Annotated in this window: 36 protein-coding genes and 2 tRNA genes; 17 read left to right on the plus strand and 21 right to left on the minus strand. The window is 48.8% G+C overall.

Features of this window, described 5'->3' with window-relative positions; all coding sequences use genetic code 11:
* Window positions 1-11 precede the first annotated feature (11 nt).
* From frhG to frhA, 3 genes are read right to left on the minus strand one after another with little or no spacing between them, the layout of a single operon-like run.
* Window positions 12-839, minus strand: a complete 828-nt coding sequence (frhG, locus tag MTCT_RS06005) for a coenzyme F420 hydrogenase subunit gamma (RefSeq protein ID WP_048175829.1) — start codon at window positions 837-839, stop codon at window positions 12-14.
* Window positions 836-1,312, minus strand: a complete 477-nt coding sequence (gene frhD / locus MTCT_RS06010) for a coenzyme F420-reducing hydrogenase, FrhD protein (RefSeq protein ID WP_010876914.1) — start codon at window positions 1,310-1,312, stop codon at window positions 836-838. The genes frhG and frhD overlap by 4 nt, the downstream gene beginning before the upstream one ends.
* Window positions 1,313-1,320: 8 nt before the next feature.
* Window positions 1,321-2,538 (minus strand): coenzyme F420 hydrogenase subunit alpha, encoded by a 1,218-nt coding sequence (gene frhA / locus MTCT_RS06015; protein ID WP_048175830.1) that lies wholly within the window; start codon window positions 2,536-2,538, stop codon window positions 1,321-1,323.
* A 233-nt stretch (window positions 2,539-2,771) separates the two neighbouring features.
* Between frhA and MTCT_RS06020 the strand changes: the two genes are divergently transcribed.
* From MTCT_RS06020 to MTCT_RS06035, 4 genes are all read left to right on the plus strand, one after another.
* Window positions 2,772-3,212 (plus strand): PepSY domain-containing protein, encoded by a 441-nt coding sequence (locus tag MTCT_RS06020; RefSeq protein ID WP_048061019.1) that lies wholly within the window; start codon window positions 2,772-2,774, stop codon window positions 3,210-3,212.
* Window positions 3,212-3,922: a proteasome assembly chaperone family protein gene (locus MTCT_RS06025; protein WP_231855275.1), complete on the plus strand. Its 711-nt coding sequence runs from the start codon at window positions 3,212-3,214 to the stop codon at window positions 3,920-3,922. Before MTCT_RS06020 ends, MTCT_RS06025 begins: the two co-directional genes overlap by 1 nt.
* Before the next feature lie 45 nt (window positions 3,923-3,967).
* Window positions 3,968-4,042: transfer RNA gene (locus tag MTCT_RS06030), tRNA-Arg, on the plus strand.
* A 24-nt stretch (window positions 4,043-4,066) separates the two neighbouring features.
* A tRNA-Arg gene (locus MTCT_RS06035) sits at window positions 4,067-4,141 on the plus strand.
* Between the two features lie 132 nt (window positions 4,142-4,273).
* On the opposite strand, the gene MTCT_RS06040 is transcribed toward MTCT_RS06035, so the two are convergent.
* From MTCT_RS06040 to hpt, 16 genes are all read right to left on the minus strand, one after another.
* Window positions 4,274-5,434, minus strand: a complete 1,161-nt coding sequence (locus MTCT_RS06040) for a TIGR00375 family protein (RefSeq protein WP_048175834.1) — start codon at window positions 5,432-5,434, stop codon at window positions 4,274-4,276.
* A gap of 30 nt (window positions 5,435-5,464) precedes the next feature.
* Window positions 5,465-6,238, minus strand: a complete 774-nt coding sequence (locus MTCT_RS06045) for a proteasome assembly chaperone family protein (protein ID WP_048175837.1) — start codon at window positions 6,236-6,238, stop codon at window positions 5,465-5,467.
* Complete coding sequence (locus tag MTCT_RS09235) at window positions 6,235-6,414, minus strand: RNA-protein complex protein Nop10 (protein WP_010876920.1); 180 nt, start codon at window positions 6,412-6,414, stop codon at window positions 6,235-6,237. Before MTCT_RS09235 ends, MTCT_RS06045 begins: the two co-directional genes overlap by 4 nt.
* Window positions 6,411-7,190 carry a translation initiation factor IF-2 subunit alpha gene (locus tag MTCT_RS06050; RefSeq protein WP_048061020.1) on the minus strand — a complete coding sequence of 260 codons (780 nt, stop codon included), beginning with the start codon at window positions 7,188-7,190 and terminating at the stop codon, window positions 6,411-6,413. Before MTCT_RS06050 ends, MTCT_RS09235 begins: the two co-directional genes overlap by 4 nt.
* Window positions 7,191-7,204: 14 nt before the next feature.
* The gene (locus MTCT_RS06055; RefSeq protein ID WP_010876922.1) at window positions 7,205-7,396 is read right to left on the minus strand and encodes a 30S ribosomal protein S27e; all 192 of its coding nucleotides are present in this window, start codon (window positions 7,394-7,396) and stop codon (window positions 7,205-7,207) included.
* A 2-nt stretch (window positions 7,397-7,398) separates the two neighbouring features.
* Window positions 7,399-7,677, minus strand: coding sequence for a 50S ribosomal protein L44e (locus tag MTCT_RS06060; protein WP_010876923.1), 279 nt, complete (start codon window positions 7,675-7,677; stop codon window positions 7,399-7,401).
* 221 nt (window positions 7,678-7,898) lie between these two features.
* On the minus strand, window positions 7,899-8,588 hold the full coding sequence (locus MTCT_RS06065; protein ID WP_048175839.1) for a hypothetical protein: 690 nt from the start codon (window positions 8,586-8,588) through the stop codon (window positions 7,899-7,901).
* A gap of 20 nt (window positions 8,589-8,608) precedes the next feature.
* Complete coding sequence (gene pcn / locus MTCT_RS06070; protein WP_048175840.1) at window positions 8,609-9,343, minus strand: proliferating cell nuclear antigen (pcna); 735 nt, start codon at window positions 9,341-9,343, stop codon at window positions 8,609-8,611.
* A gap of 51 nt (window positions 9,344-9,394) precedes the next feature.
* The gene (locus MTCT_RS06075) at window positions 9,395-9,802 is read right to left on the minus strand and encodes a hypothetical protein (protein ID WP_048175842.1); all 408 of its coding nucleotides are present in this window, start codon (window positions 9,800-9,802) and stop codon (window positions 9,395-9,397) included.
* Between the two features lie 14 nt (window positions 9,803-9,816).
* Window positions 9,817-10,131 carry a transcription factor S gene (locus tag MTCT_RS06080; RefSeq protein WP_048175844.1) on the minus strand — a complete coding sequence of 105 codons (315 nt, stop codon included), beginning with the start codon at window positions 10,129-10,131 and terminating at the stop codon, window positions 9,817-9,819.
* Window positions 10,132-10,275: 144 nt separating this feature from the next.
* Window positions 10,276-10,689, minus strand: coding sequence for an NUDIX hydrolase (locus MTCT_RS06085; RefSeq protein WP_048175847.1), 414 nt, complete (start codon window positions 10,687-10,689; stop codon window positions 10,276-10,278).
* 28 nt (window positions 10,690-10,717) lie between these two features.
* Window positions 10,718-11,317, minus strand: coding sequence for a DUF99 family protein (locus MTCT_RS06090; protein ID WP_048175848.1), 600 nt, complete (start codon window positions 11,315-11,317; stop codon window positions 10,718-10,720).
* An 11-nt stretch (window positions 11,318-11,328) separates the two neighbouring features.
* Window positions 11,329-11,586 carry a DNA-directed RNA polymerase subunit L gene (locus MTCT_RS06095; RefSeq protein WP_048175849.1) on the minus strand — a complete coding sequence of 86 codons (258 nt, stop codon included), beginning with the start codon at window positions 11,584-11,586 and terminating at the stop codon, window positions 11,329-11,331.
* Between the two features lie 20 nt (window positions 11,587-11,606).
* Window positions 11,607-12,176, minus strand: a complete 570-nt coding sequence (locus MTCT_RS06100; RefSeq protein ID WP_010876931.1) for an exosome complex RNA-binding protein Csl4 — start codon at window positions 12,174-12,176, stop codon at window positions 11,607-11,609.
* A 289-nt stretch (window positions 12,177-12,465) separates the two neighbouring features.
* On the minus strand, window positions 12,466-13,458 hold the full coding sequence (gene dph2 / locus MTCT_RS06105) for a diphthamide biosynthesis enzyme Dph2 (RefSeq protein ID WP_048175850.1): 993 nt from the start codon (window positions 13,456-13,458) through the stop codon (window positions 12,466-12,468).
* Complete coding sequence (gene hpt / locus MTCT_RS06110) at window positions 13,459-14,040, minus strand: hypoxanthine/guanine phosphoribosyltransferase (protein WP_048175851.1); 582 nt, start codon at window positions 14,038-14,040, stop codon at window positions 13,459-13,461.
* Window positions 14,041-14,232: 192 nt separating this feature from the next.
* Here hpt and MTCT_RS06115 point away from each other — a divergent pair, with 192 nt between their 5' ends.
* The 13 genes from MTCT_RS06115 to MTCT_RS06175 all read left to right on the plus strand — a co-directional run bounded on the left by MTCT_RS06115 (window position 14,233) and on the right by MTCT_RS06175 (window position 22,906).
* Complete coding sequence (locus MTCT_RS06115; RefSeq protein WP_048175853.1) at window positions 14,233-15,561, plus strand: signal recognition particle protein Srp54; 1,329 nt, start codon at window positions 14,233-14,235, stop codon at window positions 15,559-15,561.
* A gap of 31 nt (window positions 15,562-15,592) precedes the next feature.
* Window positions 15,593-16,813: a tRNA pseudouridine(54/55) synthase Pus10 gene (locus MTCT_RS06120; protein ID WP_048175854.1), complete on the plus strand. Its 1,221-nt coding sequence runs from the start codon at window positions 15,593-15,595 to the stop codon at window positions 16,811-16,813.
* A gap of 172 nt (window positions 16,814-16,985) precedes the next feature.
* Window positions 16,986-17,276, plus strand: a complete 291-nt coding sequence (locus MTCT_RS06125; RefSeq protein ID WP_010876936.1) for a 50S ribosomal protein L21e — start codon at window positions 16,986-16,988, stop codon at window positions 17,274-17,276.
* A 5-nt stretch (window positions 17,277-17,281) separates the two neighbouring features.
* Window positions 17,282-17,623 (plus strand): RNA polymerase Rpb4 family protein, encoded by a 342-nt coding sequence (locus tag MTCT_RS06130; protein ID WP_048061025.1) that lies wholly within the window; start codon window positions 17,282-17,284, stop codon window positions 17,621-17,623.
* 40 nt (window positions 17,624-17,663) lie between these two features.
* A complete protein-coding gene (locus tag MTCT_RS06135; protein WP_010876938.1) occupies window positions 17,664-18,245 on the plus strand; it encodes a DUF655 domain-containing protein in 582 nt (193 codons plus the stop codon).
* 30 nt (window positions 18,246-18,275) lie between these two features.
* Complete coding sequence (gene rsmA / locus MTCT_RS06140; RefSeq protein ID WP_048175855.1) at window positions 18,276-19,097, plus strand: 16S rRNA (adenine(1518)-N(6)/adenine(1519)-N(6))-dimethyltransferase RsmA; 822 nt, start codon at window positions 18,276-18,278, stop codon at window positions 19,095-19,097.
* Between the two features lie 65 nt (window positions 19,098-19,162).
* Window positions 19,163-19,600, plus strand: coding sequence for a hypothetical protein (locus tag MTCT_RS06145; protein ID WP_084126256.1), 438 nt, complete (start codon window positions 19,163-19,165; stop codon window positions 19,598-19,600).
* Window positions 19,597-19,806, plus strand: a complete 210-nt coding sequence (locus tag MTCT_RS06150; RefSeq protein WP_048175861.1) for a helix-turn-helix transcriptional regulator — start codon at window positions 19,597-19,599, stop codon at window positions 19,804-19,806. The genes MTCT_RS06145 and MTCT_RS06150 overlap by 4 nt, the downstream gene beginning before the upstream one ends.
* A 2-nt stretch (window positions 19,807-19,808) precedes the next feature.
* Window positions 19,809-20,393, plus strand: a complete 585-nt coding sequence (locus MTCT_RS06155) for a HemK2/MTQ2 family protein methyltransferase (RefSeq protein ID WP_048176652.1) — start codon at window positions 19,809-19,811, stop codon at window positions 20,391-20,393.
* Window positions 20,394-20,595: 202 nt separating this feature from the next.
* On the plus strand, window positions 20,596-21,555 hold the full coding sequence (locus MTCT_RS09090; protein WP_052457379.1) for a C39 family peptidase: 960 nt from the start codon (window positions 20,596-20,598) through the stop codon (window positions 21,553-21,555).
* 46 nt (window positions 21,556-21,601) lie between these two features.
* Complete coding sequence (locus MTCT_RS06165; RefSeq protein ID WP_048175862.1) at window positions 21,602-21,967, plus strand: hypothetical protein; 366 nt, start codon at window positions 21,602-21,604, stop codon at window positions 21,965-21,967.
* The gene (locus MTCT_RS09515; protein WP_048175863.1) at window positions 21,964-22,524 is read left to right on the plus strand and encodes a cysteine peptidase family C39 domain-containing protein; all 561 of its coding nucleotides are present in this window, start codon (window positions 21,964-21,966) and stop codon (window positions 22,522-22,524) included. Before MTCT_RS06165 ends, MTCT_RS09515 begins: the two co-directional genes overlap by 4 nt.
* 37 nt (window positions 22,525-22,561) lie before the next feature.
* Window positions 22,562-22,906 (plus strand): hypothetical protein, encoded by a 345-nt coding sequence (locus tag MTCT_RS06175; protein ID WP_048175865.1) that lies wholly within the window; start codon window positions 22,562-22,564, stop codon window positions 22,904-22,906.
* 677 nt (window positions 22,907-23,583) lie between these two features.
* On the opposite strand, the gene dapF is transcribed toward MTCT_RS06175, so the two are convergent.
* Window positions 23,584-24,453, minus strand: coding sequence for a diaminopimelate epimerase (gene dapF, locus MTCT_RS06180; protein ID WP_010876947.1), 870 nt, complete (start codon window positions 24,451-24,453; stop codon window positions 23,584-23,586).
* A gap of 5 nt (window positions 24,454-24,458) precedes the next feature.
* On the minus strand, window positions 24,459-25,745 hold the full coding sequence (gene lysA / locus MTCT_RS06185) for a diaminopimelate decarboxylase (RefSeq protein ID WP_048175866.1): 1,287 nt from the start codon (window positions 25,743-25,745) through the stop codon (window positions 24,459-24,461).
* Window positions 25,746-25,750 lie beyond the last annotated feature (5 nt).

Genomic DNA, 25,750 nt, shown 5'->3' on the forward strand with positions numbered 1-25,750 from the left:
TTTCCAGCCTCCTATAGCCCTAACTCCTTTTTGATCTGTTCTTCTGGCCACCAGCTTCTTGGGCACTGCACATAGCAGATTCCACATTTTATACAGCGGTCGCTGTTGAGTTCGGGTCTTCCGTTGGTCATGTCAAGGGCCCTTGTCTGGCAGGCCATTGCACATGTTCCACATCCAGTGCAGAGACCCTGGTTTACAACCTTTGTCTGGAGGTCGCATCCGCATGCCTCTGTGTAGCCTGCAAGGTCCAGCATTGGCTGGAGGTACTCCATGTCATTGTTGATGAGTGCAACGACTGCCTTTGCTATTATCTCAGGTGATGGTGGGCACCCTGGAATGGCGAGGTCCACATCTATGAGGTCTGCTATTGGTACAAAGGACTCGTGTGATGGCTGTGCCTGCTGTCCACCCCTTGAGTACCTTGTGAAGCAGCCTGTTGCTGCGCATGAACCGAAGGCGCAGACGAGTTTTGCCTTCTCCCTCAGTTCTTTGAGTTCGTGCAGGCTGTGTTCGTCCTGCAGACAGACAGATCCCTCAACAAGGGCCAGATCCATCTCTGGCATCTCCCAGAGATCCACCAGGGTCTGTCCGTATACTATGTCCACCATGTTGGTGAGTAATTCTGCTAGAATGTCGTAATTTTCAGTTAACGACATGGCATCTCCGGTACATCCACTGAGGTGAATGTAACCTATTCTTGGTTTTGCATTTTCTTCAGCCACTTTTTCAACCTCCTCTTTTGAAGCTCCAACAGGTTCCGATTTTTCTTTTTCGGGTTCTTCCCTCTTAGCTTCAGCCTCCAATCCTAAAAATCTTTTGATGCGGGCAATTAAGCTCATTTAGAAACCCCAATCTCATCTAAGATCATCTGAATGGCTCTGGGAATAGCCTTTTTTACTGGGGGTGTGAGGCCCATTTCCACATTGGGAGCTGATATCTCCTTGGGTTTACACCCTATTACCACAACATCGATCTTTTCACTGAGTTCATGGAGGGGCTGGCTCACTGGCCATGTATGCATATTTTCATAGGATCCCTTTGGAATCTCAGTGACATCGAATTTCCTGAGTGTTCCGGGTTCTGCGTTGAATTCAACAACATCCACAACTATCATCTTCTTCCACTCCTCATGGGGGAGGGAGAAGACAAAGTGTGGACCGCCAGTCCCAGCATCAATGAACATAACATTATCTGGTTTTTCCCTATCCTTGAAGTACTCTTCAAGGGCCTTGATAACCTCTGGGCCGAATCCATCGTCCTTGAAAAGGATGTTTCCACAGCCCACCACTAGAATCTCAGCGTCGTATGGCATGTTATTCCCTAGAGTCTGACCATTTCATCCCTGATTACTGATCTGTCCTCGTCATCAACAACCATCACGTGTGTTGCGCATGAGAGACAGGGGTCGTAAGCGCGTATGACGTGTGGTCCGTATTCATGGTGGAATCCTTCAGTTGCAGGACCCATTGTTGGGATGTTCCAGGTTGTTGGGACGAGTGCACTGTAGAACTGTATCTTACCATTTTCAACCTTGGCCATGTGGACGTCCAGTCCCCGGGGAGCTTCAATTGCACCTATACCTAGTTTACCTGTGCCTCTCTCATCGAAGTCTGCCCTTACCGGTGCGGATGTGTCTAGTTCATCAAGGATTTCAATTGCCCTTGCGAGTGCCGTTTTCATCTCAAGTGCCCTTGCAACGTGCTGTGCAACAACACCCCTTTCCTTGAATCCCTGGAATTCAACCATCCTTGCTCTTGGACCGACCTCCACGTTTCTTCCATCGTAGAGTGGTATTGTTGAGCAGGCCCTCTTGGCTATTTCAGGGTCATCGTACCAGCTCTCAGGCATTACCTCGGTGAACCTGTCCAGATCGAATTTTGTCCTGTCGCCGTAGATCTGGTGGCTTGCAAGTGTTGGCTGGTTGTGGACTCCAAGGCCCTTTGGAAGGCCCTTATCCTCGATTAATCCTATCATGAGTTCAACGTGTTCGTTGAGTTTTGGTTTGAGCTGTTTTAACCTTGCATACAGCCTTTTCCTTGCGAGTTCCGTTATATTGTCGGCCATTCCACCTATCCTGACATCGGATGGGTGTATACCCTCACCTGCAACCATGTCAACTACGTACTGTGCGTTTTTCCTTATCTCGGAGACTGAGTTTATGGCGTCTGCCATGAGGTTTTCAGGCACGAAGTCCGGTGCTATGAGGAAGTGATGTATTGCGTGGCTGTTTACGTGGTGTGCTGCAAGTGTAAGTTCACGGAGAAGTCTTCCGGCCTTTGGAACCTCAATGTCAAGGGAGTCGTCTATTGCCTCAACGGAAGCCAGGGTGTGTGGTATAGGGCATACTCCACATATCCTCTGGACGATGACAGGTGCTGTTTCAGGTGCTTTACCTGTCACTATTTTCTCAAGGCCCCTGACAGGAGTAATACTGAAGTATCGCCCCTTTGTCACGATTCCCTCATCATCGACTTCCATGACAAGTTCTGCATGTCCTTCTTGTCGTGATGTCGGCGATATAACAATCCTTTCGCTCAAATGTATCACCTCTTGTTTTTAAAGTTCAAAAAACCTTCAATATTATAACTATTTTTAAATGTTATAAGTTTTTCAATTATAAAAAAAGTGAAAACTATTTATATCATTTTATAGATCACTTATTATTAGTAGAAAACAGAGTTTATAATATTAATTTTTTGTTCAGTAATACTGAGTGTTATATATCTTGACCCACATACTAAATGTGTTGTTAACACCAGGAAGGTGAGTTGATGATAAACTCAAAGGTTCTAGCATCGGTGGCGATAGTCCTGATAATTGGAGCTGTTGCTGCAGGTTATCAGGTGAGTCAGAATTCCGAGACACTGTGGAAATTCACAAGTCCCCAGAGCAGTCATGATCAGGGCCAGCAGCAGGGGGAGTCAAGCGTCCACAGTGAATCGCCCTCAACCACATCATCACAGGGTGGCAGTGGTTCAACCTCAGGTGGGGGTTCAGGAGTGAATGTGAAGATATCCTATTCAGAGGCAAAGAGTATTGCCCAGACATATATAAAGCAGGAGGGTGCCGCTGCAGGGACACCAAGGCTCCTTAAAATGGACGGTAAACTGGTCTATGTTGTTCCCATCGAAATGGGTGGGAAAACCGTTGGAGAGATCTACATTGACCCCATGACCGGTAAAAACCTTGGAGGGGCTGGTGGTGCGCCATGATGATTAAGACAGAAACAGAGTGCTGCACAATATATTCAGAGGATGTTGAGGACGCTGTCGTCCTTGAGGGTTCCCCTGGAGTTGGCCTCATAGGTAACATACTGGGGTGGCTTCTGGTTGAGGACCTCAAGATGAGGGAGATAGGCTACATTGACTCAAAGTACTTCCCTCCCCTGGCTGTCCTCTATAAGGGTGTTGCAATACACCCCTTCAGGATATATGAGGGTGATGGGATAGTCCTCTTCCTCTCGGACTTCATACTCCCCCCTGCAGTTGTCTATGATATGACAAATGCGATCGTGGAATGGATGGTCCGCAATAAGAGCAGGGAGCTGATAACCTTTAACAGCATGGTTGTCCGTGAAAAGTCACAGCCAGTGGCGGGTGCGGGTAACAGCCAGGAGGTCATCCAGAGACTTGCAGACCTTGGAATACCGATAGTCCCCTTCGGTAACCTCAATGGTATTTCAGGGACCCTCCTTACAAGGTGCGCTGTTAATGATGTACCAGCATCATGCCTCTTTGCAGAGATCCTCAACCCCTACCCTGACCCGAGGGCAGCTGCAAGTGTCGTTGAGGTTCTGAATGAAATGCTCGGTACATCCGTTGACCCTGAGCCCCTCCTGCAGGAGGCGCAGGCCATAGAGTCACGGCTCAAGAAGCTCGCAGAGACGGTGCAGGGAGAGGCCGAGACACCCATCTACATGTAAAAGTTTATATATTAGAAAATCAAATATTTCTTTACTCTTTTGTCAGGGCCCGTAGCCTAGCCAGGATAGGGCGTCGGACTTCTAATCCGAAGGTCCCGGGTTCAAATCCCGGCGGGTCCGCTAAAAAAAGGTGTAAAGGAAACGGGGCCCGTAGCCTAGCCAGGATAGGGCATCAGACTCCTAATCTGAAGGTCCCGGGTTCAAATCCCGGCGGGTCCGCTCAATATTCTAATTCCAAGGTACACTGATAGGAATTCCATTTTTTGAGACCCATGGAATAAAACAGCTATTTTCCAGGTCCATTGAAGAAATAATGATGGATGATAATGGTACCCCAGGTTATTGATTAGATTATCTGAAGTAAGCATCAAGGGTCTCGGCAGGGAACCTTATCTCACCATACTTCCCACCACCACCGGGTATCACAGTCAGTGAGCCATTGCGAAAGGCCTCCACTGCAACAGCAACACCCGTATCCAGCGCTGCAATATCCTCAAGGGGAGCATCAAGCAGCACCCGGATCTCTGTTCCAAATTCCCCCACAAGTTTCTCCCAGATTCCCTGTACAAATTTTGTGGTTACTCCCTTATCATATTTCATCCCTATGATCTCTGCAAGGGGCATCAGGTGGACGTAGGGGGGCCTGTGTGGTGGGTGGTGAGGTTCATCCCAGGTTGAAAGCTCGTATATCCTGTAATCCACACCCTTCTTGATTTTACCCCCACAGGGACACCTCATGTCCATTCCAAGCGCCTCCTCAGGACTGTAAATGCGGTAGCACCGGGTACATGCAGTCATGTGGTACTTTCCGAGGCGCGGGTCAAGTCCATAGTTCGCCCTTATCCTGCACTTACCTATGGCCCTCCTGAGGGAGGTGAAGGACACATCATCCATCTCAAACTGATTGAACTCCCTCCCCAGCCTGTGGGGCCACGGCGAATGGGCATCGGAGTTGGTCAGGAAGGGTATGTCTGCAAGTTCGGCTATCTTATCAGCCATGTCAGTATCTGCAGAGAGGCCCAGTTCAAGAAAGTCTGGTCTTGCCCCGTAACAGTCCATGTAGCTGTCATATGACTTGTACATGCTGGTCCAGGGTGTGAAGGCATGGGAGGGTCCTGCCATCCCATCGTATTCATGTACAAGTTCAAGTATCTGGGCCCCGTTCATCCTCACCCTGGGCCTTCCATCTGTGGTGCTGGCTGAGGGCATCCTCCCGGCTATCTCCTCTGCAGCCTCAAGTGATGGGAGTATCAGGAGGTGGTGGACCCTCCTTGAGTCCTCAACCTCCGCCGTTATTACGAAGCTGCACTCCTCGCGCCCGTAAATCCCGTCCCCCTCATATTCAGTTGATTCAGCTATGATCTTCCGCCATCCAGGGTGAAGTGCGTCGCCTGTCCCTACAAGGTGAAGGCCCTTGAGGCGTGCCTGGGGTGCTATGTTGTCAATAACCATGTTACGGGACGTTGCCCTTGAAAAGCAGCTATGGATATGCAGGTCAGCGTTTATGATCATCTGATCATCCAGAAAAAATAGGTGGTGGGCTCAGCCTATGTAACGCAGGTCCTCTTCCCCGGGTTTGAGGTTCATCCTCTCAATCATTTCCTGCTCCATCTGCTGGGCCTTGGAGATCATCTTCTTTGTCTCCTCTGCACGCTCCTCAAGTTTTTCAAGGTCCACTTCAAGTTTTGTCATCTCAAGTAGCACCTCAAGGAGTGCGCGGGCGGCCTCGGCGTCTATGAAGTAGCCTGGTGTTTCGCCCATGAGGCATACACCCTCCATGCCCCTCAGCCTCCCCATTCCAAGGAGAAGTCCTGATGCGCCTATTATGCCTCCATCAGCGGATCTCATGATGACGCCGTGTTCCTTGAGATCCTCGACGAGTTCCATGCTGGTTGCTGCCCCATAGACCCTCGCCTTCTCAACGGGCTGCCCCGTTGCGAGGCCTCCAAGGGTGAATATCCTCCTGGCGCCGTATCCCTCAACAAAGTCGAGTATCATGCCACAGATCTCATACTGTCCCTCAGGTGAGAGTCCCTGGGTGTTGCCCACGAGTATTATGTAATCCCTCTCATCCCCGCCTGCATCCCTGAGGTAATAGAACTCATTCCTCATGGGTTCAACTATACCATCCTCATCAACCAGTACCTGTGGTGGGAATGATGGGGAGTAGAGTTCAGCAAATTTGACAGCCTCCAGTTCATCTATTATGTGATCGGCTGCCAGTTTACCCACATGTCCTATTCCTGGAAGTGCCTCGATGAATATGGGGCTGGAAAGTTCAATGTCTTCCAGAACGTTTATGATTGTTTCCCTCATTTTGATTCACCACTACCTCTAGAGTAAAGCTCTCTTTTGAGTTTTCTCCGGTATGCGCCATATTTGTCCTCCGGGGAAAACTTTGGAGGATAAATGACCCCTGTTCTACCTCCGCAGTGTGGGCAGACCTCTTTCAGGGTGTACTCTCCGCATGAACGGCATCTTTTCATCTTCATGTGAGTTCACGGAGGAATTCTCCCTCTCCACCCTCTTTCTCAACGATCTCTATGCACTTCTGGGCTGCTTCCTTGAGCTGCTTCTCTGCCTTCAGGTAGTCCGTTGACTTCACGATGAGCCGGTACCTGGGGGCTCCTACCGCCTGGACTGTTATGCCCTCATCCTGGGCTGATTTAAGTGCCTTCCTAATTATTTCGACGCCGTTGGGTGCGTAGGACTTGATGTCAACGTATCCAGTTATCTGGACCTCGGGAGGTGTTATGTTGCGCTTGGCAACCTCTGTGATGACGGCTGCCCAGTCCTCAGGGACTCCCTCCTCGATGAGGGACTTTTCCCCCTCCTCTGCAGCGGTTTCAAAGGCGCCGTAGAGGTCTCCGAATATGTCCATCAGTTCGTATCCAACCTCTTCATAGGCGGTGTCAAGGTCCTTTCCAAGGTCCCTTGCTGCGAGTTCAAGGAATTTCTCAGCCTTCTGTTCGATCTTCCATGCCTGGATCTTCTTTGTGCGCTGGTCCTCCCTTATCCTTTTCATTGAAACATCCACGTGTCCCTTACGGGGATTCACACGGAGGACCCTTGCAACGATCTTCTGGTTCTCCCTTACAAAGTCCCTTATGTTTTTAACCCATCCAGAGGATACCTCGGAGATGTGAATGAAAGCCTCCTTCCCTGGATACTCCTCCAGGGTGGCGAAGGCGCCGTAGTTGAGGACCTTGTGAACGGTCCCAACCACCAGTTCACCCTCTTCAGGCCATTCATTTTTTCTTCTTACCATGAAAAACACCTAGATTAATCCAGGACCTCTAGAATCTGGGCTTTGATCTTTGACTTTCCTCCTGTTGGCTCAACAAGTGTTTTACCACAGATTATGCACTGAACATATGATGCTGCCCTGTCAAAGACAACCTGCTGGTTTCCGCAGTCCAGACATTTAACACGGAGAAAGTTACCCTTGGTATTGTAGAATATCACGCCAATCACCTCTAGGCCACGTATTCAACCCTTCCAGCCCTGAAGGATTTCTTCTTTATGTGTGACTTTCCACATTCCTTGCATTTGAGCCTGAGGTCAAGTTTCTTAACGGGTTTGTTACCTGATGGGAGTGGACGTGGGTAACCCCTGTAACCGGCAGTGACACGTCTGAACTGCCTCTGACCCCACTTAAGTTCACTGGCCTTTCTCCTCTTTGATTCCAGTACCTCGTGAACGGTGTGTTTTCTACAGTTTGGACAGTAAGTTCTTCTTTCCTTAGGAATCTTCATATCTAATCACCTCGTAAGTGAAAAAGTAAGCCTTTAAAATAACTGAACTTTTTATACTGGGTTAGTATATCTCAAATCTCTATTTATACCTTTGTATGTGACACCACCTGGTGGTTCACTGAACCTTAAACTGCTAATCCGTGTTGATCCATCAGTTTCATTGCAGGGTACCTGATCTTCAGAGAACAGGAGAGCAGTCTAACCATTTTAAAGCCTGCTGCCTATGAATACCTTATCCTCCGACCCTTCTTTGCATTTATGAAGACGTTTGCATTCAGTGATGGGAGCGTGACTATGTCCTGCGGCCGGAATGGACCGTATACCTTTTCATCCACGCCCATTATCCTGGCAGGTACCTCCTCGAATATCAGTACCGTTTCAATATCCTCCTCCCGCCCTTTAACCCCTTTATCGGTTTTTACGGATGTTGAAGGATCAGTAAGAGTTTCAGAGCCATCCAGAACGTCCTTCCTGGGGGCATCATCTTTCGCCCCTGAATCCCTGGTACCGGATTCAACATCTATTGAGGGGATTATCCTCGCCCTGAATTCCCTCAGGGTTTCTACCAGTGAAAAGTAGAGCTCCTCCTCCTCTGGTGTCATGTTGAGGGGGGTTGTATCCTGGAGGTCGAACTGTGGCCTGCCATTGAAGAGGTGGTATGACCTCTGGACGTTCATGACGGCACTATCAGTTATCTTGTGCTCCCTTCTCTCGCAGATCTCCGTAGCTATCCTCTGGGTGTCCCTTATGAGGTAGTGTTCCTTGGCGAAGGGGTCATTGCCAACGGCGTCAAGGAGATCCTCTATGTAACTGTGAACCCTCTCATAGAAGTCATCCCCCACCCTTGCAAGGCCGCTTTCAGATCTCTCCTTTTTCTGAATCCTCCTCAGTTTCTGAAAGAATTCGTCCAACCCCATTCCTCACCTTTAAGTTATTCCTCTGCCTCTATTCTTGGAGCAAGGAGGAAGCTGAGTTCACCCTCTTTGCTTGCCATCTTCAGGGTCAGTTTGAGGGGCATGTCATCTCCCAGGTTGATTATTGCGGTCTCACTGAACTTGTCTGCCTTGAGCATCTCCTTGATCTTATCAAGGGAGTATATGCTCCTTGCAGGTTTACCTATCCTTTCGCCGTGGAGGTATTCAATCTGGGCGTCTCCAAATTCTCCCTCAGCTGAGGCTATGAAACGGTCCTCATCCACACGGAAGGTTATCTTATCTGAGAATATGTCTATGTCAGCTATTGAGTCCTTGAGGAGCTGGAATGGCACCTCGAACTCATTCTCATACTCAATTTCAGGAGGACTTGGGGTTTCGTATTCGATGTCGATCAGCCTTATCTTGAATGTCCTTACTGCTTCCCCTTCAAACTGGATTATCAGGTTTCCCTCGTCGGTTGAGAGTATGACCCTGTCATTTGCCTTTGCCCTCTTGAGGACCTTCATGAGTTCCTCTGTGTCCACGTTGATCCTCTCTGGTTCATCACAGACGTACTCATCGAAAAGCTCGGCCTTCAGTTCGAGGTGCACGTATGTGATGTGGGACCTGTCAAGGGCGTCCAGGCGCAGGCCTTCGGCGCTAAGCTGTATCTGAACCTCGTCAACGATGGATGATATGGCATCGAAGCTCGTCCTTAAAATGTTAGGGTCATTCAATTCTGCCTTGAACATTTTCGTCCTCCTTATCCTATATAGCTAGATATTGGGGTCATGATTTATATACTATTCCTCTTCTTCTTTCTCTTCCCCTCTTTCAGCCTTCTTCACCTGTTTATAGAACCCCTCAAGGGGTGTGCCCCCTATGATGCTATGGACCATGAAGGCCCCCACCAGCAGGAGACCCGTGAGGATGAGGAATGCTGCGATGACCGTGTTCTCGCCTGAGACCACATTGTCAACAACACGGTCAGATGACCCCATTATGGTGACGATACCTGTCAGCAAAAGCATGACACCAAGTACCATTGCACTGTACCTCAGTATATCGTCACGGTGTTCCATTATGAGGGTCACCGGAAAGCCGTGCTCTGATTCATCCTCCTGTAACTCCTCCCAGACCCTGGCAAGGAAACCCCTGAGCCTTCCTGAATACCTGCCTTTCTTACCATTATCGGGGCCTTCATCAGACATCTGCTCACCATTTTTCAGTCATATTCCCTCCAGGTGTGCTTGCAGCGGGTACATCTGAAGAACCGTGTCTCTGATTCATCAGCCCTCCTTGTCTGCTGAAGCCACCAGAAGGCCTCCATGTTACCACATTTCGGGCATTCAACCCTCGTGGTTGGGAGGGTATTTACATCATCACCTGTGAATATTATGGTCTCCTTTGCCTCAACTTCCTCTGAGACGCTGTACTTGTCTTTGAGCTTATCTGTGATATCCTTCTCATAGCCACACTGACACTTAAATTTTCCCTCGGATGGAAACATTACAGCTCCGCACTTAGGACAAAACTCCATCTTCTTCCTCCTGGTCAGAGAAACTGAAACCTTTTTGATTTCTAAAGTTTTTCTACAAGGACATTTATAATAATTTTGATTGTGACTGAAGGTCATGATATGCTGCAGAATGATTTTTTAGTGGAACACGGGATGCATTCCTCATCAATCTATTCCCGGTATCTGCCTCCTGAAATCCTCCAGAATCTTCCGGTGGTCAAATGCAAGTTCAAGATCATCTATATCCTCGATGTGGAATATTCCAATGTCTGCAGCGTCTGAACCGGCCTCCGGTTCACCGGACACTGCCCTCGCGGTGAAGCATACGCTCACGGTGTGCCCGCGGGGGTCCCTCCGGGGGTCGGAGTAGACCCCGAGGAGGTCCTCGATTTCAACATCAAGGCCTGTCTCCTCGAGGGCCTCCCTCCTTGCTGCATCCTCAACAGTTTCACCGTATTCCACAAATCCTCCGGGTATGGCCCAGGACCCCCTGTAGGGTGATCTGCCCCTCCGTATGAGGATTATTCTATCCCCTGATAACCTTATGATAACGTCCACCGTGAGCATGGGTGCCTTCAAACCAGACTCCTCCTGCAGGCATCTCTTTCTAGGCGCTGCCCCTGGACTCTCCTAACGTGACTCCTGAGGCAATTATGTGGGCCGCCCTCAGTGGTTCTGGAATTGAGCTGCGGGTCGTTGATATCCTGACAATCTCTGCGGCGTCATCAGGTTCAATGCCTGCGGTCTGGATGTAGAGGGGTTCCCTGGATTCCACCCTGTAGATTCTACCGGCCCTCTCTATGCTGCGCCACCTTGCCTTCCAGTCAGAAAATCTGTGCTTGAGCGCCCTCTTTATTCTTTCCATATCTGGATGTTTCCTCACAACCACTATAACGGGAAGGCCGGTCCTCTCTGATAATTCCACTATGTCCACAACATTGAAGCCCCCGAAGGTCAGCCCATCAAGCATTATGACCCTCAGCTGGTTGAGGTGCCTTGATCCATTCACCATCTCGATGATCCGCTCTGTGGCATCGTCACCGTCCACCCTCACCGTGGTTGTGAGGACGCCGTCGAGCCACTGCCCGCCCCTGAATACGGTGCCAACCAGAAGCACGTCCTCCTCACTTCTGGGGGTGAATGGAGCATCATCTATGCCGAGAATCCTTATCTCAGATTTTATCTGCCTGAAATTATGGTTCTCCATGGAAAAATAGTTCACAGGGACTCTATGAGGCCCCTGAATTCATCACATCTATCCCTCAGGGTTTCGGCTGCTGCCTTGAGTGATTTTTTCGGGCTTCCTGCCCTGATATATAGCTGTGGTTCCCCCACTATTGGGTGGTCTATCGAGTATGCTGCTGCCTTAACCTTTTCATCCTCCATGAGGATGCTTCTTAATACATTGCAGAGGGTGTGTGTTTCTCCCTCAAATACTATCTCCATCTCATATCTCTTATCCAGAATGACTTCCATTAGAATTACCCCTTAAGTGATTAACCTTCATAATTCACTGATAGCTTCCTTTTTTCCCGGTTTTCACAGTTCGGGCACCTGACCTCGTCCCTGCCGTTCACTTCCATGAAGTGCCTGCAGCGGGTGCACATTGCCTTGATAACCCCAAGGTCACGGCCTGATGTCTGTAGATCTATGCCATCGAGGCCCATGATCTTTGTGACCCTTGCCTCCACGATGTCCCCTATCCTGAAGGCGTCTGTTAGCTTTGAAAGGTAGCCCTTCCTTGCCTGTGAAACGTGGACTCCTCCAACGAAGTATGTTGCAAGGGCTCTCCTGTTGCCCTTGATGCTGTGTATCCTCACAAGGGCCCGCTGACCCCTTACATCAATGACCTCTCCAATGACCCTTGAACCCCTTTTAAGTGTTGGTGGTGTGTTCAGCTTTGATATTACCTTTATGCTCTTATTCCGGTCATCCCTTGAAACCTCTCCAACGACAAGGGATTTTATCTTACCATCCTCATCGTAGGTCCCCTCAGAGGGGAGGACCTCTTCGCTTACAGCCAAAAAATCTCCGGGAAAAACCATATCCCCAGATTTAACTTTCATCCATTCACCTCTTCAAGGTAAAAACAATGCTTACCTTACAGTGATCTATGGTTAGATCTGATTATATATATGCTTTTGCATGCGACCTTCAAATATCGATTACTCCATGCCTCTGAATCTCACTACAATGCTTTTGCATGCGACCTTCAAATATCGATTACTCCATGCCTCTGAATCCTACTAAAAAACCATGCTGCACATCTGTCCACTGATTACCATGCCTCTGAATACCATGCATGAGAGCCAGCCGCACACTGGCCTATCTGTAGATACCACACCAAATAAAGGGTTATCCGTGTATTATCTCATCCAGTGTGTAGTCGTCCCAGCTTCTCTCTCCCAGAACTATCTCCAGTTCAGATGGGTTCAGGAGTGGTCTATCGTAGAGCTGTGAGTCATCTATGGCTATCCTGGGACACGCAGTTACCACGAAGGCCTCAAGTTCCCTGAAGGGGAGGAGTGCAGCCGGTGAGATGTTCTCAGCCAGGAGTATGAGGGCCTCCCTTCCAGCCTCCTCAAGTTTTTTCTTAACCATGAGGGCAAGCTCAAACCTCATCTGTCCAGCCTTTGATGAGACCACCACCCCCCACTTGCTGGCATCCGCTGCCCTGCTTATCCTCGCAAATCTCACCCTCAGGACCCTGTCTGCGAATTCCTCGATGTCCCTCACCTCACCATGATATGGGTCAGCCACCACAACCTCGCGTCCGGTGAAGAGTTTTATGCCGAGGGGGTGGAAGTTCCCGCTTCCGAGGAAAAGGTAGGCATCTGCATCGGTGCCCCTGATGGCTGAGAAATTGCATCCCAGGACCTGGCCCCTGGCTGTGTTAACACCCTCCCCTGTGACGACCTCAAAGCCCCTCTCCTCAAGGAGAGACCTTGCCTGGTCAAGGAGGTGGAGGTGCTGTGCTGTTGTTGCAATTCCAATCCTCCTGTGGCCGGAAAGTCTGTCAGCAGCCTCCCTGATGACTTCACCTACCTCAACTGAGGATGCGGCCTCTATGAATATCACAGGGACCTCATAGTCAAGGGGGAGTGGTGTGTGTCCATAGTGGACTATGAGGTCAACCATACCCCTCATTTTTCTATCTGAAACATCACATGCCCCGAAGCATGGGTCTGCGGATATCACGGCAGTTGCGCCTGTTTCTGATTCTATCTGCTCTGCAAGTTCAACTGCCCTCATTTTAAGTCCCTCAGGGAACTGAAGGCCCACGACCCCTGCATTACGTTTCCTTATCTCCCCGATGACCCTTTCAGTTTCAAGCCTGTAGAGTGACATTTAATCATGCGGCCCCCCGGCAGGGATATCCTCAACCTTAACTCTGCCATCGATAACATCAACCTTCACGAGGCTCTTCACAGTGAAACCTGTCCTTTCCCTCACGACCCTGGATCCCTCACCCTTATCTATGACTGTTATAACATCCCTGACATCAACATCCATCTTCCTCAGGGCTTCCAGGACCGCCAGGAGGGTCCCTCCAGTGCTCACAACGTCGTCAATGACAACGACCCTGTCTCCACTATCAACACCATTTATGTAGAGTTCCCCTTCACTGTATCCTGTCATCTGATGGACGGCAACCTCGCCGGGAAGGCCGTACCTTCTCTTCCTCACCACGACGAAGGGTATTCCGGTCTTCAGTGATAGAACCGTTGCATGGTGTATGCCCATGGCCTCTATGCAGATTATCTTATCCGCTTCAGGTCTGAACCTCCTCACGATCTCCTCTGCAACCTCCTCCAGGAGTTCGGGTTCGGTGAGGGGTATGCCATCGGTTACAGGGTTTACAAAGTAGTCGTACTCTCCCTTCTTAATCACAGGTGAATTTCTGAGGCTTTCCTTGAGTTTATCAAGCATTTCGATCACGCATCGGGATTGTTGAAAATTGAATTCATTATCTAGATATGATTGAGGATCTTAATATAGGTCCTCAAAGGATCTGCCGCCCCCCACCCTGTGACCTTTATATGGCGCAGCCCATCCACCACTCTTAATATATAAGGTGATCCCAACAATAGTTAATGATTATCCATCACTGCAGGTGAAACCATGCTTGGGAATCTGGGCAGAAGTCTCAGTAAAACTATGAAAAAGCTGGCAGGGATGACAATTGTTGATGAGGAGGTCGTCAGGGAGGTCATAAAGGATATACAGAGGGCCCTGATCCAGTCCGATGTCAACATAAAACTTGTATTCAACCTGTCAAAGTCAATTGAGGAACGGGCACTCAACGAGGAACCCCCTAAGGGGATAACGCCAAAGGAGCACATCATAAGCATAGTGTACGATGAGATGGTCAAACTCCTGGGTGAGAAGAGCCATGAACTTGTCATAGATGATAAACCGTACCGCATACTCTTCCTTGGACTCCAGGGTAGCGGTAAAACAACAACCATAGGTAAACTTGCAAGGTACCTCCGCAAGAAGGGTTTCACTGTTGGGGTGGTCTGTACAGACACCTGGCGCCCTGCGGCCCTTGAGCAGCTGGAACAGTATACCGAGGGACAGGACGTGAGCATATACGGCGACCCCCAGAACAGGGACGCCCTGGACCTTGCAGAGAAGGGACTTGCCCGGTTCCAGAAGAAGGACGTTATCATATTCGATACGGCCGGAAGACACAAGGAGGAGAAGGACCTCCTCAGGGAGATGGAGGAACTTTCAGCCATTGTGGAGCCCCATGAAGCCATACTTGTAATCGACGGGACCATAGGCCAGCAGGCAAGGGAACAGGCCCTCGCATTCAGAAAAGCCACAGATATAGGTTCAATAATTGTGACCAAGCTCGATGGTTCAGCCAAGGGTGGTGGGGCCCTCTCGGCCGTTGCAGAGATAGGTGCTCCCATAAAGTTCATAGGTACCGGTGAGAGGATAGATGACCTGGAGGTCTTCGATCCCGAAAGGTTCATATCACGTCTCCTCGGTATGGGGGACCTCAGAAGTCTCCTCGAGAAGGTTGAAGAGGTTTCAGAGGAGGAGATTGCAGAGGAATCCCTCGACGCAATACTCTCAGGTAAGTTCACCCTCAGGGATATGAGGGTGCAGTTTGAGATGATGGGTAAGATGGGGCCCCTCCAGCAGGTTATGAGTATGCTGCCTGGTGCCGGGAAACTCCCAAAGGACGCCAGCAGGATGACCGAGGAGACCATACGGAAGTACCTCATAATAATGGACTCCATGACAGAGGAGGAACTGGAAAAACCAGACATCATAAAACACTCAAGAATACGCAGGATAGCCCGGGGTTCAGGGACGCGCAATGAGGACGTTAAGGAGCTCCTGAAGTACTACAGGGTCACCAAAAAGGCCATGAAAGGGCTTGGAAGGAGAAAGATGGGTGGACCCATGGGCCAGCTCATGAGGCAGTTCATGAGATAGCATCCTGAAGGGCAGAGATCAGGGGATAACCATGGATGTTCAGCAGAGACTGGGAGGACTGCTTGAAATCACAGAGTCCAGAATATGTCTGCACTGCCTTGGCAGGCACTTTGTTGATTTGGTTGAAGGGCCAGGGAACCGTCTGAGGGGTGAGAAGCTCCAGAAGGAATTCTCGCTGAAACTATCCGGGCCATGCATGATATGCGGTGACGTCTTTGACAGGATTGATGAGGCCGCAGGGATGGTTAAGGAGAGGGTGGATGAACTTGGCCTTGAATACTCTTCTGTACTTGTGGGTACAAGGTTGCCCCCCGAAATGGTGGAACTTGATGATGAGATCAGAAAGCGCCTCGGAATCAAGACTGAGGGGCTTAAAAGGGATCTCAACCGTGAACTTGGTAAGAGGGTTGTCAAACTGCTGGGCTGCAGCGCAGAATTTGAGGACCCCGACCTCGTGGTGATGGTGGACTTCAGGGGGGACATCAGGGTCTGGATCCAGATAAACCCCCTCTTCCTTGAGGGGAGGTACCGCAAGCTGGTTAGGGGAATACCCCAGACCCGCTGGCCCTGCAGGAAGTGCAGGGGGAGGGGCTGTGAGAGGTGCAATTACACCGGTAAGATGTATCCCACGTCTGTGGAGGAGCTCATAGCCGGGCCAATCCTGGAGGCCAGCCAGGGGCGTGATGCAAGGTTCCATGGCTCAGGCAGGGAGGATGTGGATGTTCGGATGCTCGGGACAGGGAGACCATTTGTCCTGGAGATAAGGGAACCCCGGGTGAGGAACCTGGACCCTGAATCCCTTGAGGAGGAGGTGAACCGCAGGGCCCATGGCATGGTTGAGGTTGAGGGTCTCAGGTTCTCCACAAGGAAGAGGAAGGTTGAACTGAAGGATTCATCCCAGAGCAGGTACAAGGTTTACCGGGCCCTGGTTGAACTGGATGGAGATGTTACTGATGAGGACCTTGAGAGACTCGGGTCACTTGACATCATAAGACAGCGGACCCCTGTGAGGGTTTCCCACCGCAGGGCTGACAGGGTCAGAGAGAGGAGGGTCCTGGAAATATCATGGAACTGGCTGGATGGTTGCCTTGAGTTGATAATAAAGGGTGAGGGTGGCCTCTATATAAAGGAGCTTATTTCGGGGGATTCGGGACGTACAGAACCAAGTGTGAGCAGTGTTCTGGGGGTCCCTGCAAGGTGCGTGGCCCTTGATGTCCTTGAGGTCGGTGATGAACCATCAGAAAAAGATTAAGCAGATGATCGAAAAAAATAAAACACGACGTCCCATGCAGAATAGCCATGATAAGGAAAAATATATATTAATGGAGATATTAAATAGAGAACTTATAAGTTTAGATATCTGATTCTTGTAAAGTTTTAGTGACTGTTACAAGCCATTGAAGGCTTTTTATGGAGGTTAAAGAATGAGAAGATCAAGAGGTTTCAGAAGTAAAACAAGACACAAGCTTCAGAAGGTTAAAAGGCCAGGCAGGTCCAACCCCATAACAAGGAAGATCCAGAGCTTCAATGAGGGTGACCTTGTACACATCATCATCGACCCGAGCATTCACAGGGGCCAGCCACACCCGCGTTTCCATGGTAAAACCGGTCGAGTTGTGGGGATGATGGGTAAATCCTATGTTGTTGCCCTGAAGGATGGTAACAAGGATAAACAGCTTGTTGTGAGGCCAGAGCACCTTCAGATGCAAGAGTGATTCCCATGATCGGGAAAAAGGTTCTGGAAAGTGAACCTGTTTCTATGGCAGAGGTTAAGGAAATCCTTGAAAAATTTGGGGAAGACCATGAACTCACATACGAGCAGAACCTTGTCCTTGACCATGTAACCCGTTTTTCAAGGCTTGACCCTGAAAAGAGCAGGGAGCTGGTGGAGGAACTGATGGACATCCCCAACATCAAAAGGAGGCATGCTGTTAAAATTGCAGATATAATGCCGGTGGACATATCCGACCTCCGTTTAATCTTTGCCAAGGAGAGGGTTCCCATAAAGGCTGATGACCTTCCAGGCATACTCGAGGTAATAGATAAATACCGGGTCGAATAAAAATAATATCTGACCTGAAAAAAGTAGAGTATGTGATTTCATGGAAGAATACGCTATCATACTGGATTACCTTCCACTTGGTTACATGAGCGAAGGGTTCGGTACATTCAAGAAGAGGCCTGTTGCCCAGGCACTGGGTAAGGATGAGTTCACCCTCCTGGAGTTAACACCAAGACCGGACGTGGACCTTGAAATCCACGAGGAGGTCTACATCGGTAAGGGTAAAAGGGACAAGATCGCCCGTATAAACAGGAGGCTCCGTCACAATGAACTCACAGCCACCGCCAGGGTTGAGCTGCCCTACGTCGTTGAGGAGATAATAAAATCAAATGAGGACCGGTTTGTAAAGTTCTTCAACGAGGCTGGACCCATAAGTACCAGGCTTCACCAGCTTGAACTTCTTCCAGGAATCGGTAAAAAGCACATGTGGGATATCCTCAAGGCCCGTGAGGAGAAGCCCTTTGAAAGTTTCGAGGACATAAAGAACAGGGTCCCCATGTTATCAGACCCTGTTAAACTCATCGTCAGGAGGGTCCTCATGGAACTGGATGTTGAGGGCGCCAAACGGGGAAAACGTAAGTACAACATATTCACAAGACCGCCCCAGAAGAGGAGGGGCTGATCCTTCAATTTAAATTTAGAATCTATTTTTATGTCAGGGCTCTACACCGAGACAAGGGAGGTGCTGAGGAAGTATGGTGTGAGGCTTAGAAGGAGCCTCGGCCAGAACTACCTCATAGATGAGGTCAAAAGGCAGCGCATACTTGAATACGCTGACCTCAGGGAAGATGACAGGGTCCTTGAGATAGGACCAGGTATAGGGACCCTCACACTTCCAATGGCAGAACTTGCTGGTCATGTCACCGCAATTGAGAGTGATCCCCTCATTGCAGGTATCCTTATGGACAGGCTTCAGGTGGATAACGTTGATGTGATAGTCGGTGATGCCCTCAGGGTTGATTTTCCAGAATTCAACAAGGTCGTATCCAACCTGCCCTACCAGATATCCTCCCCCATAACCTTCAGGCTTCTGGAGCATGACTTTGAACTCGCTGTTCTCATGTACCAGAAGGAATTTGCAAGGAGAATGGTTGCAGAGCCGGGTACAAGGGAGTACTCAAGACTGTCGGTCATGGTGCACTTCCTTGCAGAGGTTGAAATAGTTGACTACCTAAAACCGGGCTGTTTCTTCCCCCGTCCCAGGGTTGAATCTGCGGTTGTAACCCTTAAACCTACGGGTTTCAGGGCCCCGGCATTCCTCGAGGATGTATGTCGTGCACTCTTCCAGCACAGGAAGAAGAAAACCTCAAAATCCCTCAGAGAATCATTCCATGAAATCAGGACTGATCTGAGCTTTAATGAAGTTCTGAAGGGTCTTCCACCCGAAATACTGGAGAAGAGGGTCTTTCAGCTGAGACCAGAGGAGATACTTGAAATAGCAGAGCATATAGAGGATCTCTCAGGTTCTTCCTGAGCTGGGCCTTGATCAGCACAGCCCTAAGAAAACTATAAGTATTATGTAAACTATTTTTTACATAGGTGATTGTTTTGATAATAGCAAGACCCCAATGGTTCGGTAGAAGAAAGTACGGTGGCTGGGGAGTCTCAATAAAAACCTGGCAGGGCGCAGTATACCTCGCATGCGTATTCCTCCTGCTTGTCGGGATCCAGCTACTCCCCCTCAACACCACCACAAGGATGTATGTGACAGGTGCCTGGCTTGCATTCCTGTTCCTTGACATGTTTGATGTTATGTGGAAGGTGAAAAGGGATGAGAGAGAGTACCTCCATGAGGCCATAGCAGAAAGAAACGCCGCATGGGCCATGATGCCAGTGCTTGTAATTGGAGTGTTCATAGAACTCATCTCAAGTTCCCTGCAGGGAAAGCCCCACATCGACCCCTTCATTTTACTTGCACTCCTTGCAGGTGTCCTTGCAAAATCCGTAACAAACTACCGGCTGGAGAGGGAGAATTGAGGACACTGATAAGGGAACACAGGAAGGAACTCGGATTAACCCAGGAGGAACTCGCAGAGAGGGTTGGGGTAACAAGGCAGACCATAATAGCCCTTGAGAAGGGACGTTACAGCCCCTCCCTCATCCTTGCCCACAGGATCGCAAGGGCCCTGGGAAGGGAGCATATCGAGGATGTCTTCATCCTTGATGAGGACGGTGAAAAATGAAAATGATAAGATACGGTGAAATTAAAATAAAGACCTGCAAAAACGTCTATGAACCAGCAGAGGACACCTTCCTCCTTGCAGATAACCTGGATGTCAGGGAGGGTGATCGTGTCCTTGAAATAGGTACGGGGACAGGACTTGTTGCCATAAGGGCATCAGAGAAGGGAGATGTGACTGCAACCGATGTGAATCCCGCCGCAGTTAAGTGCACGCAGGAGAATGCCATTATCAATGGAGTTGAACTCACGGTCCTGCAGGGGGACCTCTTTGACCCGGTTGAGGGCAAAAAATTTGACGTCATCATCTTCAACACACCCTACCTTCCAGCCACCGGGGATGATGCCACAGGGGATGTCCTGGACCTCGCCTGGAACGGGGGCCCCGACGGCAGAATGGTTATAGACAGGTTCCTTGATGAGGTCCCGGCACACCTGAAACCTGGGGGGAGGGTCCAGCTGGTGCAGTCCTCCCTCTCCGATACAGAGAAGACCCTCCAGAAACTGGCAGATATGGGCTTTGATGCGTCGGTTACTGCAAGTGAGAGGTACTTCTTTGAGGAGATAGTCCTGATAACAGCCAGGATTTAATAAAAAATTTTATAACCACCACTGAGCTGGTGTGTCATGTTTTTCCGGTTTTTTTTTAATCTCCCATCGATTTATGGCGAGTCCCCCGTTTATATACCTACTATGAAATTTTACTGTCGCCTCAAGTAATATGCTGTAGCTGATCCGTAATATATATATGAGTTTTTTGTATAGAATTATTATCAGTTAATGGGAGGTGTCCATGGTGAGAGGTTTTTATGTCCTGTTGCTGGTCGTGCTCCTCCTCGCGGTGTCTGTTAACTCTTCAGTCGCTGCAGAAAACTCCACACTGGATGACACGGCCTGCGCAGACAACTGTACAGTCCTTGAAGCACAGGGGGATGATGTAGCGGGTGCACTGACCCATAATGTTACAGTGGATTCTGAGGGTGTGGTCCTCCAGACAAGGAACTACACCTGCGGACCCGCAGCACTCGCCACCGTCCTCCAGAGACTTGGAGTGAACACCACAGAGGATGAACTCGCAGGCCTTGCCGGAACAACCGAGGACGGGACCACCATGCAGGGCCTCCTGGAAGCCAGCAGGGCCAAGGGAATGAACGCAAACGGCATGAAACTAAACATATCTGAACTCAAAGAAAACATGATCGCCTATACCATCAATGACGGCACCGGACACTACACCGTAATAAACGAAATCACCAATGACACCATCAAACTCGCAGATCCAAGCCTCGGGAACATCGAAATGAATATAGAAGAGTTCACTGAGATCTACAGCGGATATACACTGGTTATAAAGGATCCCAATAATCCACAGGTCAACGAAACTACAGATCAAAGCAACAAGAATACAAACTCATCAGAACCCATAAATAACCTGACAGATACCACCTCTGCTGTGAAGGCAGACAACAGAACTCTGACTGATGAGGAAATGCAGAACATTAAAGGTAAAAAATGGAGGCATAAACATTGGCATCCATGGAAGTGGCGGTGTTCTTATCATTGGCATGGTTGGTATCCTGTGCGTGTCCGTGCCTATTATGGATTCCATATAGTCTCTTATACAGCCCAAATGGTGCGCTGTGCTTGTACGCTGGATGCTGATGGCTTTGACTATTATTATGCTCGCTGTAAGACTTATGGTGATCGCTATATGGATTGGTATCGGCGCGTGGGATATAGGTATGCGGCATGAAGAAATTAAGTGTGGAATATGAGTATCATTCGGAGGTATGTGAAAAATGAAACGGGCATATGTCCTGCTAATTGGTTTGTCAATGCTTCTCATCTCCTTGATAGTACCATTCCCTCTAGCATTGTCCTTTGTTATCCTGGCAGGATTATTTATCGCACATTTCAGTAAGATGGAAGAAAAAGAGGTTAACATGATTATAACAGCCATAGTATCTTTATTCATAGGATTACTGGGAGGATTACTTGGATCGATGATTCACAACAATATTTCATCAACCTGGACACTACTATCTGCTCATGGGGGACTCTTTTTCATAGCCTTAATTGGATACTTTTTCATGGTCCTAATACTGATGACAGTAGGATCCATGATAGACAAGGTTATATCGAAAGCTAGATCAAAATCCCTTTGAGTTTCCGCAGACCCCACCACAACATCAATGACGGCACCGGACACTACACCGTAATAAACGAAATCACCAATGACACCATCAAACTCGCAGATCCAAGCCTCGGGAACATCGAAATGAATATAGAAGAGTTCACTGAGATCTACAGCGGATATACACTGGTTATAAATGACCCTAATAATCCACAGGTCAACGAAACTACAGATCAAAGCAACAAGAATACAAACTCATCAGAACCCATAAATAACCTGACAAATACCACCTCTGATGTGCAGGCAGACAACAGAACTCTGACTGATAAGGAAATGAAAAACATTAAAGGTAAAAACTGGAAGTACAGGTTAAATCAAAGGTTAAAGAGACAGGGAAGATGGAAAAGAAATGCATGGTACAACCGAAGCTTTAACTGGTGGAGAGTATACTATGGAGGTGCCTGGGTCTGTGTAGCACCAGGTTACACAAATCATCCCGTGGGTAAGCTTTTTGGTTTCTTAGGGACAGCTTATCTAGGCACCGTGGGAACAGCGCATCTTAACGAGGGGTGGTGGACATATACCTGATATTTAATTTTATTTTTATGAAATCGGAGGAGTATCTATGGATATAAGTGAAAAACATGAAAAAATAATAATGTTACTCCTGTCTGTAGTCTTTTTTGGGATTTTTTTATACATAGAATTTAATTTTTTCCAATACTCAGAGTTAAGATTGTTAATGTTCATGTTAATTGTACTAATTCTTTATGGATATGCCAGACTTCAAAGTATCTATGATACCCCCGCAAGAAGATTAAAACTTTTGTTTTACACAATAGTTCTGGCTTTATTATTTTATATAGTAATACTAACCCGGCAGCCAGCATTACTAAGAAATACCATGACTATAGTGACTATAGCGGCGTTAATTCTACTTGCATTTGATAAAAAAGAGAAGGTGAAATAGCCAACATAATAGTTATCGACAGATGAGACTAACCCTAACTAAATGAAAGTGTTGAAGTTGCAGATCCAGGGAAAAAGATAGACAATTAACACCCCCACAATTTCCAAGAGATTTACAAGCTACAATACTGTAATCAACCAAGAAAACAGATAACATTCCGGCCGTGGACAGCGCAGCTCAAACCAGCACTTAAAAAAACCCTAACCAAAGAGAAATGCAGAACATCAAGGGTAAAGGTGAAGGTTATTCCTTCAAGATCGAAGTTTTTTCACTCTTTGTCCTGGGTGTTTCCTTGGCCTTACATTCATCTTATACGTGACATTAAGAAGAGAGTTCTGAAACCAGGAGACACCGGCTTGTTCATAGCACATGCTCATGCTCCTTTTAAGTATTCCGCAAACACATCTATTTCTGCTCTGCATGCACCTCTTAAAAGCTTTCGAGACAAAAACCTCTGAAAAATTGAAGTGTTATTAAGATGCACAATATTATAACCCAACTTTAGGAAAGGAACCAGACATCACGGATGCTCTCACATGGAACAGTGCGAGACACATGTTACTCCGACCCAGAACTCAAACAATATGGGAGATCCCCATGTGGATCCCCTGATAAAACCAGGCCCCTACCATTTTTCAAGGATTTGAAAAATGAACTATAGGACCTTTTAAACCATCCTATGGATCACGGAGCAGTATACCATCAAATACCATGACAGCATCGCCCTCCATGTAGGCCCCGAGTTCTGTGCCGTCCTGGTAGACGTCTATTTTAAGTTCCCCTCCTGGAAGGTGCACCAGGACACTGTCATCCAGTTTTTCAAGTTTAACACCCGCAATTACACTGGCTGTGGCCCCTGTGCCGCAGGCCATTGTGGGTCCAGCACCCCTCTCCCAGGTCACCATGATTATCTCAGAGGGGCTCACGACCTCAACAAAGTGCACATTTATCCTCTCAGGAAAGAGGGGATGGTTCTCTATTGCCGGTCCAAGCCTGTCAAGGTCCACACCCTCCGCATCATCAACGAATATTATGGCATGTGGATTCCCAACGCTTAGTGCTGTGAGCTTAATGTCCTCACCCTCCACAGGCAGGAACCTGTCTATGAACTCGTATTCCTCAACATCCATGGGTATCTGGTCTGTTTTGAATGTTGCGGTACCCATATCAACCCTTGATGAGACCACTGCACCATCCTCGACCTCCAGTTCCACGGTCTTGATACCTGCGAGGGTTTCCACCTCCAGTCTCCTCTTCCTCACTATGGCATTGTCATATACAAACTTTGAGAAGCACCTTATACCGTTTCCGCACATCTCTGCCTCGCTTCCATCAGCATTGAATATCCTGAAGCGGATATCCCCTTCGCCGGATGCAGGCTGGACAAATATAACACCATCCGCACCCACAGAGAATCCCCTGGTGCATACCTCCCTTACAAACTCTGGCTTCTTATCCTCAGGTATGCACTCCTGGGCGCTCTCATCTATAACCACGTAGTCGTTTCCAAGCCCATGCATCTTGGAAAAGAGTATCATCCTCGTCATCAGATCTACCTCTTCAGAAGTCTTGCAGGTACATTCTGTCCCCTCAGGAGGTCAGAGAAGGTCTCCCTCTCCCTGACAACATCAACCTGGCCTTCCCTCACAAGGACCTCAGCGGGTCTTGGCCTGGAGTTGTACTGGGAGGACATTGAGAAGGAGTAGGCCCCTGCGTTCATTATGGCAAGGACATCACCCTCATTAATTTCAGGGAGCTGCCTGTCCCTTGCAAAGAGATCCCCTGATTCACACACGTTTCCAGCCACATCCATCTTCTCAGATGGTTCATCCAGGGGTCTTTCAGCCACGAGTATGTGGTGGTAGGATCCATACATGGCAGGTCTCAGGAGGGTGTTGAAGCCTGCGTCAACACCTGCAAATTTTCTGTAGCTCTCCTTTATGGTGTTGACCCTTGTGAGGAGGTAGGATGCATCCCCAACTATGTACCTTCCAGGCTCCAGGCACATCATGGGTCTTCCAAGACCGTACTCTGAGAGTTTATCCTTGAAGAGTCCTGTTATCTTTGATGCGAATTCATCAATGTCCAGTGGTTCCTCTTCAGGCGTGTATGGTATTCCGAGTCCGCCTCCAAAGTCTATGAACTCAAATTCAACCCCTGTGGCCTCATGAACCCTGCCGGCTATGTCCATCAGGGTTTCAACGGCCAGCATGAATGGCTCAGGGTCCAGTATACCTGAGCCTATGTGGGCGTGTATCCCCACTGGCTCAAATCCAAGGTCCATGGCCATCTTGTAGACCTCAGGTGCCTCTCTCTCCATTACACCGAACTTGCTCATCTCTCCGCCGGTGATGCAGTGCTCGTGGTGCCCTGCCCCCACCAGGGGGTTGACCCTGAAGGATATCCTGAGACCCTCAGGGGCGATCTCTGAAAGCCGCCGGAGCTGTGACCTTGAATCCACATTGATCCTGACACCTGAATCTAGGGCAAACTGCAGTTCATCGTCCCTGACGTTGTTACCGGTGTAAAGTATCCTGTCAGGGTCAAAGCCTGCCATGAGAGCTGTGTAGATCTCTCCAGGAGATACAGCGTCAATTCCGCTCCCCTCCTCCTCCAGTATCCTCATGACCGCAAGGTTGGTGTTGGCCTTGCATGCATAGAATACCTGGAACCGCGAGTATTCACCTGAGAATGCCCTGTGGAGCCTCCGGTAGTTCTCCCTTATCCTCATCTCATCGATGACATAGAGGGGGGTGCCGTATTCATCTGCCAGTTCCACTGCATCTGCACCGCCAATCAGAAGATGTCCTTTATCGTTAACCTCAATATCAGGAAACATTAGTG

It is taken from the genome of Methanothermobacter sp. CaT2 (genome assembly GCF_000828575.1).
GTDB lineage: Archaea > Methanobacteriota > Methanobacteria > Methanobacteriales > Methanothermobacteraceae > Methanothermobacter.

Coding starts and splice junctions, on each gene's coding strand:
- frhG (WP_048175829.1), bottom strand. CDS start 839: ATGAGCTTAATTGCCCGCATCAAAAGATTTTTAGGATTGGAGGCTGAA.
- frhD (WP_010876914.1), bottom strand. CDS start 1,312: ATGCCATACGACGCTGAGATTCTAGTGGTGGGCTGTGGAAACATCCTT.
- MTCT_RS06020 (WP_048061019.1), top strand. CDS start 2,772: ATGATAAACTCAAAGGTTCTAGCATCGGTGGCGATAGTCCTGATAATT.
- MTCT_RS06025 (WP_231855275.1), top strand. CDS start 3,212: ATGATTAAGACAGAAACAGAGTGCTGCACAATATATTCAGAGGATGTT.
- MTCT_RS06040 (WP_048175834.1), bottom strand. CDS start 5,434: ATGATCATAAACGCTGACCTGCATATCCATAGCTGCTTTTCAAGGGCA.
- MTCT_RS06045 (WP_048175837.1), bottom strand. CDS start 6,238: ATGAGGGAAACAATCATAAACGTTCTGGAAGACATTGAACTTTCCAGC.
- MTCT_RS09235 (WP_010876920.1), bottom strand. CDS start 6,414: ATGAAGATGAAAAGATGCCGTTCATGCGGAGAGTACACCCTGAAAGAG.
- MTCT_RS06050 (WP_048061020.1), bottom strand. CDS start 7,190: ATGGTAAGAAGAAAAAATGAATGGCCTGAAGAGGGTGAACTGGTGGTT.
- MTCT_RS06060 (WP_010876923.1), bottom strand. CDS start 7,677: ATGAAGATTCCTAAGGAAAGAAGAACTTACTGTCCAAACTGTAGAAAA.
- pcn (WP_048175840.1), bottom strand. CDS start 9,343: ATGTTCAAGGCAGAATTGAATGACCCTAACATTTTAAGGACGAGCTTC.
- MTCT_RS06075 (WP_048175842.1), bottom strand. CDS start 9,802: ATGTCTGATGAAGGCCCCGATAATGGTAAGAAAGGCAGGTATTCAGGA.
- MTCT_RS06080 (WP_048175844.1), bottom strand. CDS start 10,131: ATGGAGTTTTGTCCTAAGTGCGGAGCTGTAATGTTTCCATCCGAGGGA.
- MTCT_RS06090 (WP_048175848.1), bottom strand. CDS start 11,317: ATGGAGAACCATAATTTCAGGCAGATAAAATCTGAGATAAGGATTCTC.
- MTCT_RS06095 (WP_048175849.1), bottom strand. CDS start 11,586: ATGGAAGTCATTCTGGATAAGAGATATGAGATGGAGATAGTATTTGAG.
- MTCT_RS06100 (WP_010876931.1), bottom strand. CDS start 12,176: ATGAAAGTTAAATCTGGGGATATGGTTTTTCCCGGAGATTTTTTGGCT.
- dph2 (WP_048175850.1), bottom strand. CDS start 13,458: ATGTCACTCTACAGGCTTGAAACTGAAAGGGTCATCGGGGAGATAAGG.
- hpt (WP_048175851.1), bottom strand. CDS start 14,040: ATGCTTGATAAACTCAAGGAAAGCCTCAGAAATTCACCTGTGATTAAG.
- MTCT_RS06115 (WP_048175853.1), top strand. CDS start 14,233: ATGCTTGGGAATCTGGGCAGAAGTCTCAGTAAAACTATGAAAAAGCTG.
- MTCT_RS06120 (WP_048175854.1), top strand. CDS start 15,593: ATGGATGTTCAGCAGAGACTGGGAGGACTGCTTGAAATCACAGAGTCC.
- MTCT_RS06125 (WP_010876936.1), top strand. CDS start 16,986: ATGAGAAGATCAAGAGGTTTCAGAAGTAAAACAAGACACAAGCTTCAG.
- MTCT_RS06130 (WP_048061025.1), top strand. CDS start 17,282: ATGATCGGGAAAAAGGTTCTGGAAAGTGAACCTGTTTCTATGGCAGAG.
- MTCT_RS06135 (WP_010876938.1), top strand. CDS start 17,664: ATGGAAGAATACGCTATCATACTGGATTACCTTCCACTTGGTTACATG.
- rsmA (WP_048175855.1), top strand. CDS start 18,276: ATGTCAGGGCTCTACACCGAGACAAGGGAGGTGCTGAGGAAGTATGGT.
- MTCT_RS06155 (WP_048176652.1), top strand. CDS start 19,809: ATGATAAGATACGGTGAAATTAAAATAAAGACCTGCAAAAACGTCTAT.
- MTCT_RS09090 (WP_052457379.1), top strand. CDS start 20,596: ATGGTGAGAGGTTTTTATGTCCTGTTGCTGGTCGTGCTCCTCCTCGCG.
- MTCT_RS06165 (WP_048175862.1), top strand. CDS start 21,602: ATGAAACGGGCATATGTCCTGCTAATTGGTTTGTCAATGCTTCTCATC.
- MTCT_RS06175 (WP_048175865.1), top strand. CDS start 22,562: ATGGATATAAGTGAAAAACATGAAAAAATAATAATGTTACTCCTGTCT.
- dapF (WP_010876947.1), bottom strand. CDS start 24,453: ATGACGAGGATGATACTCTTTTCCAAGATGCATGGGCTTGGAAACGAC.
- lysA (WP_048175866.1), bottom strand. CDS start 25,745: ATGTTTCCTGATATTGAGGTTAACGATAAAGGACATCTTCTGATTGGC.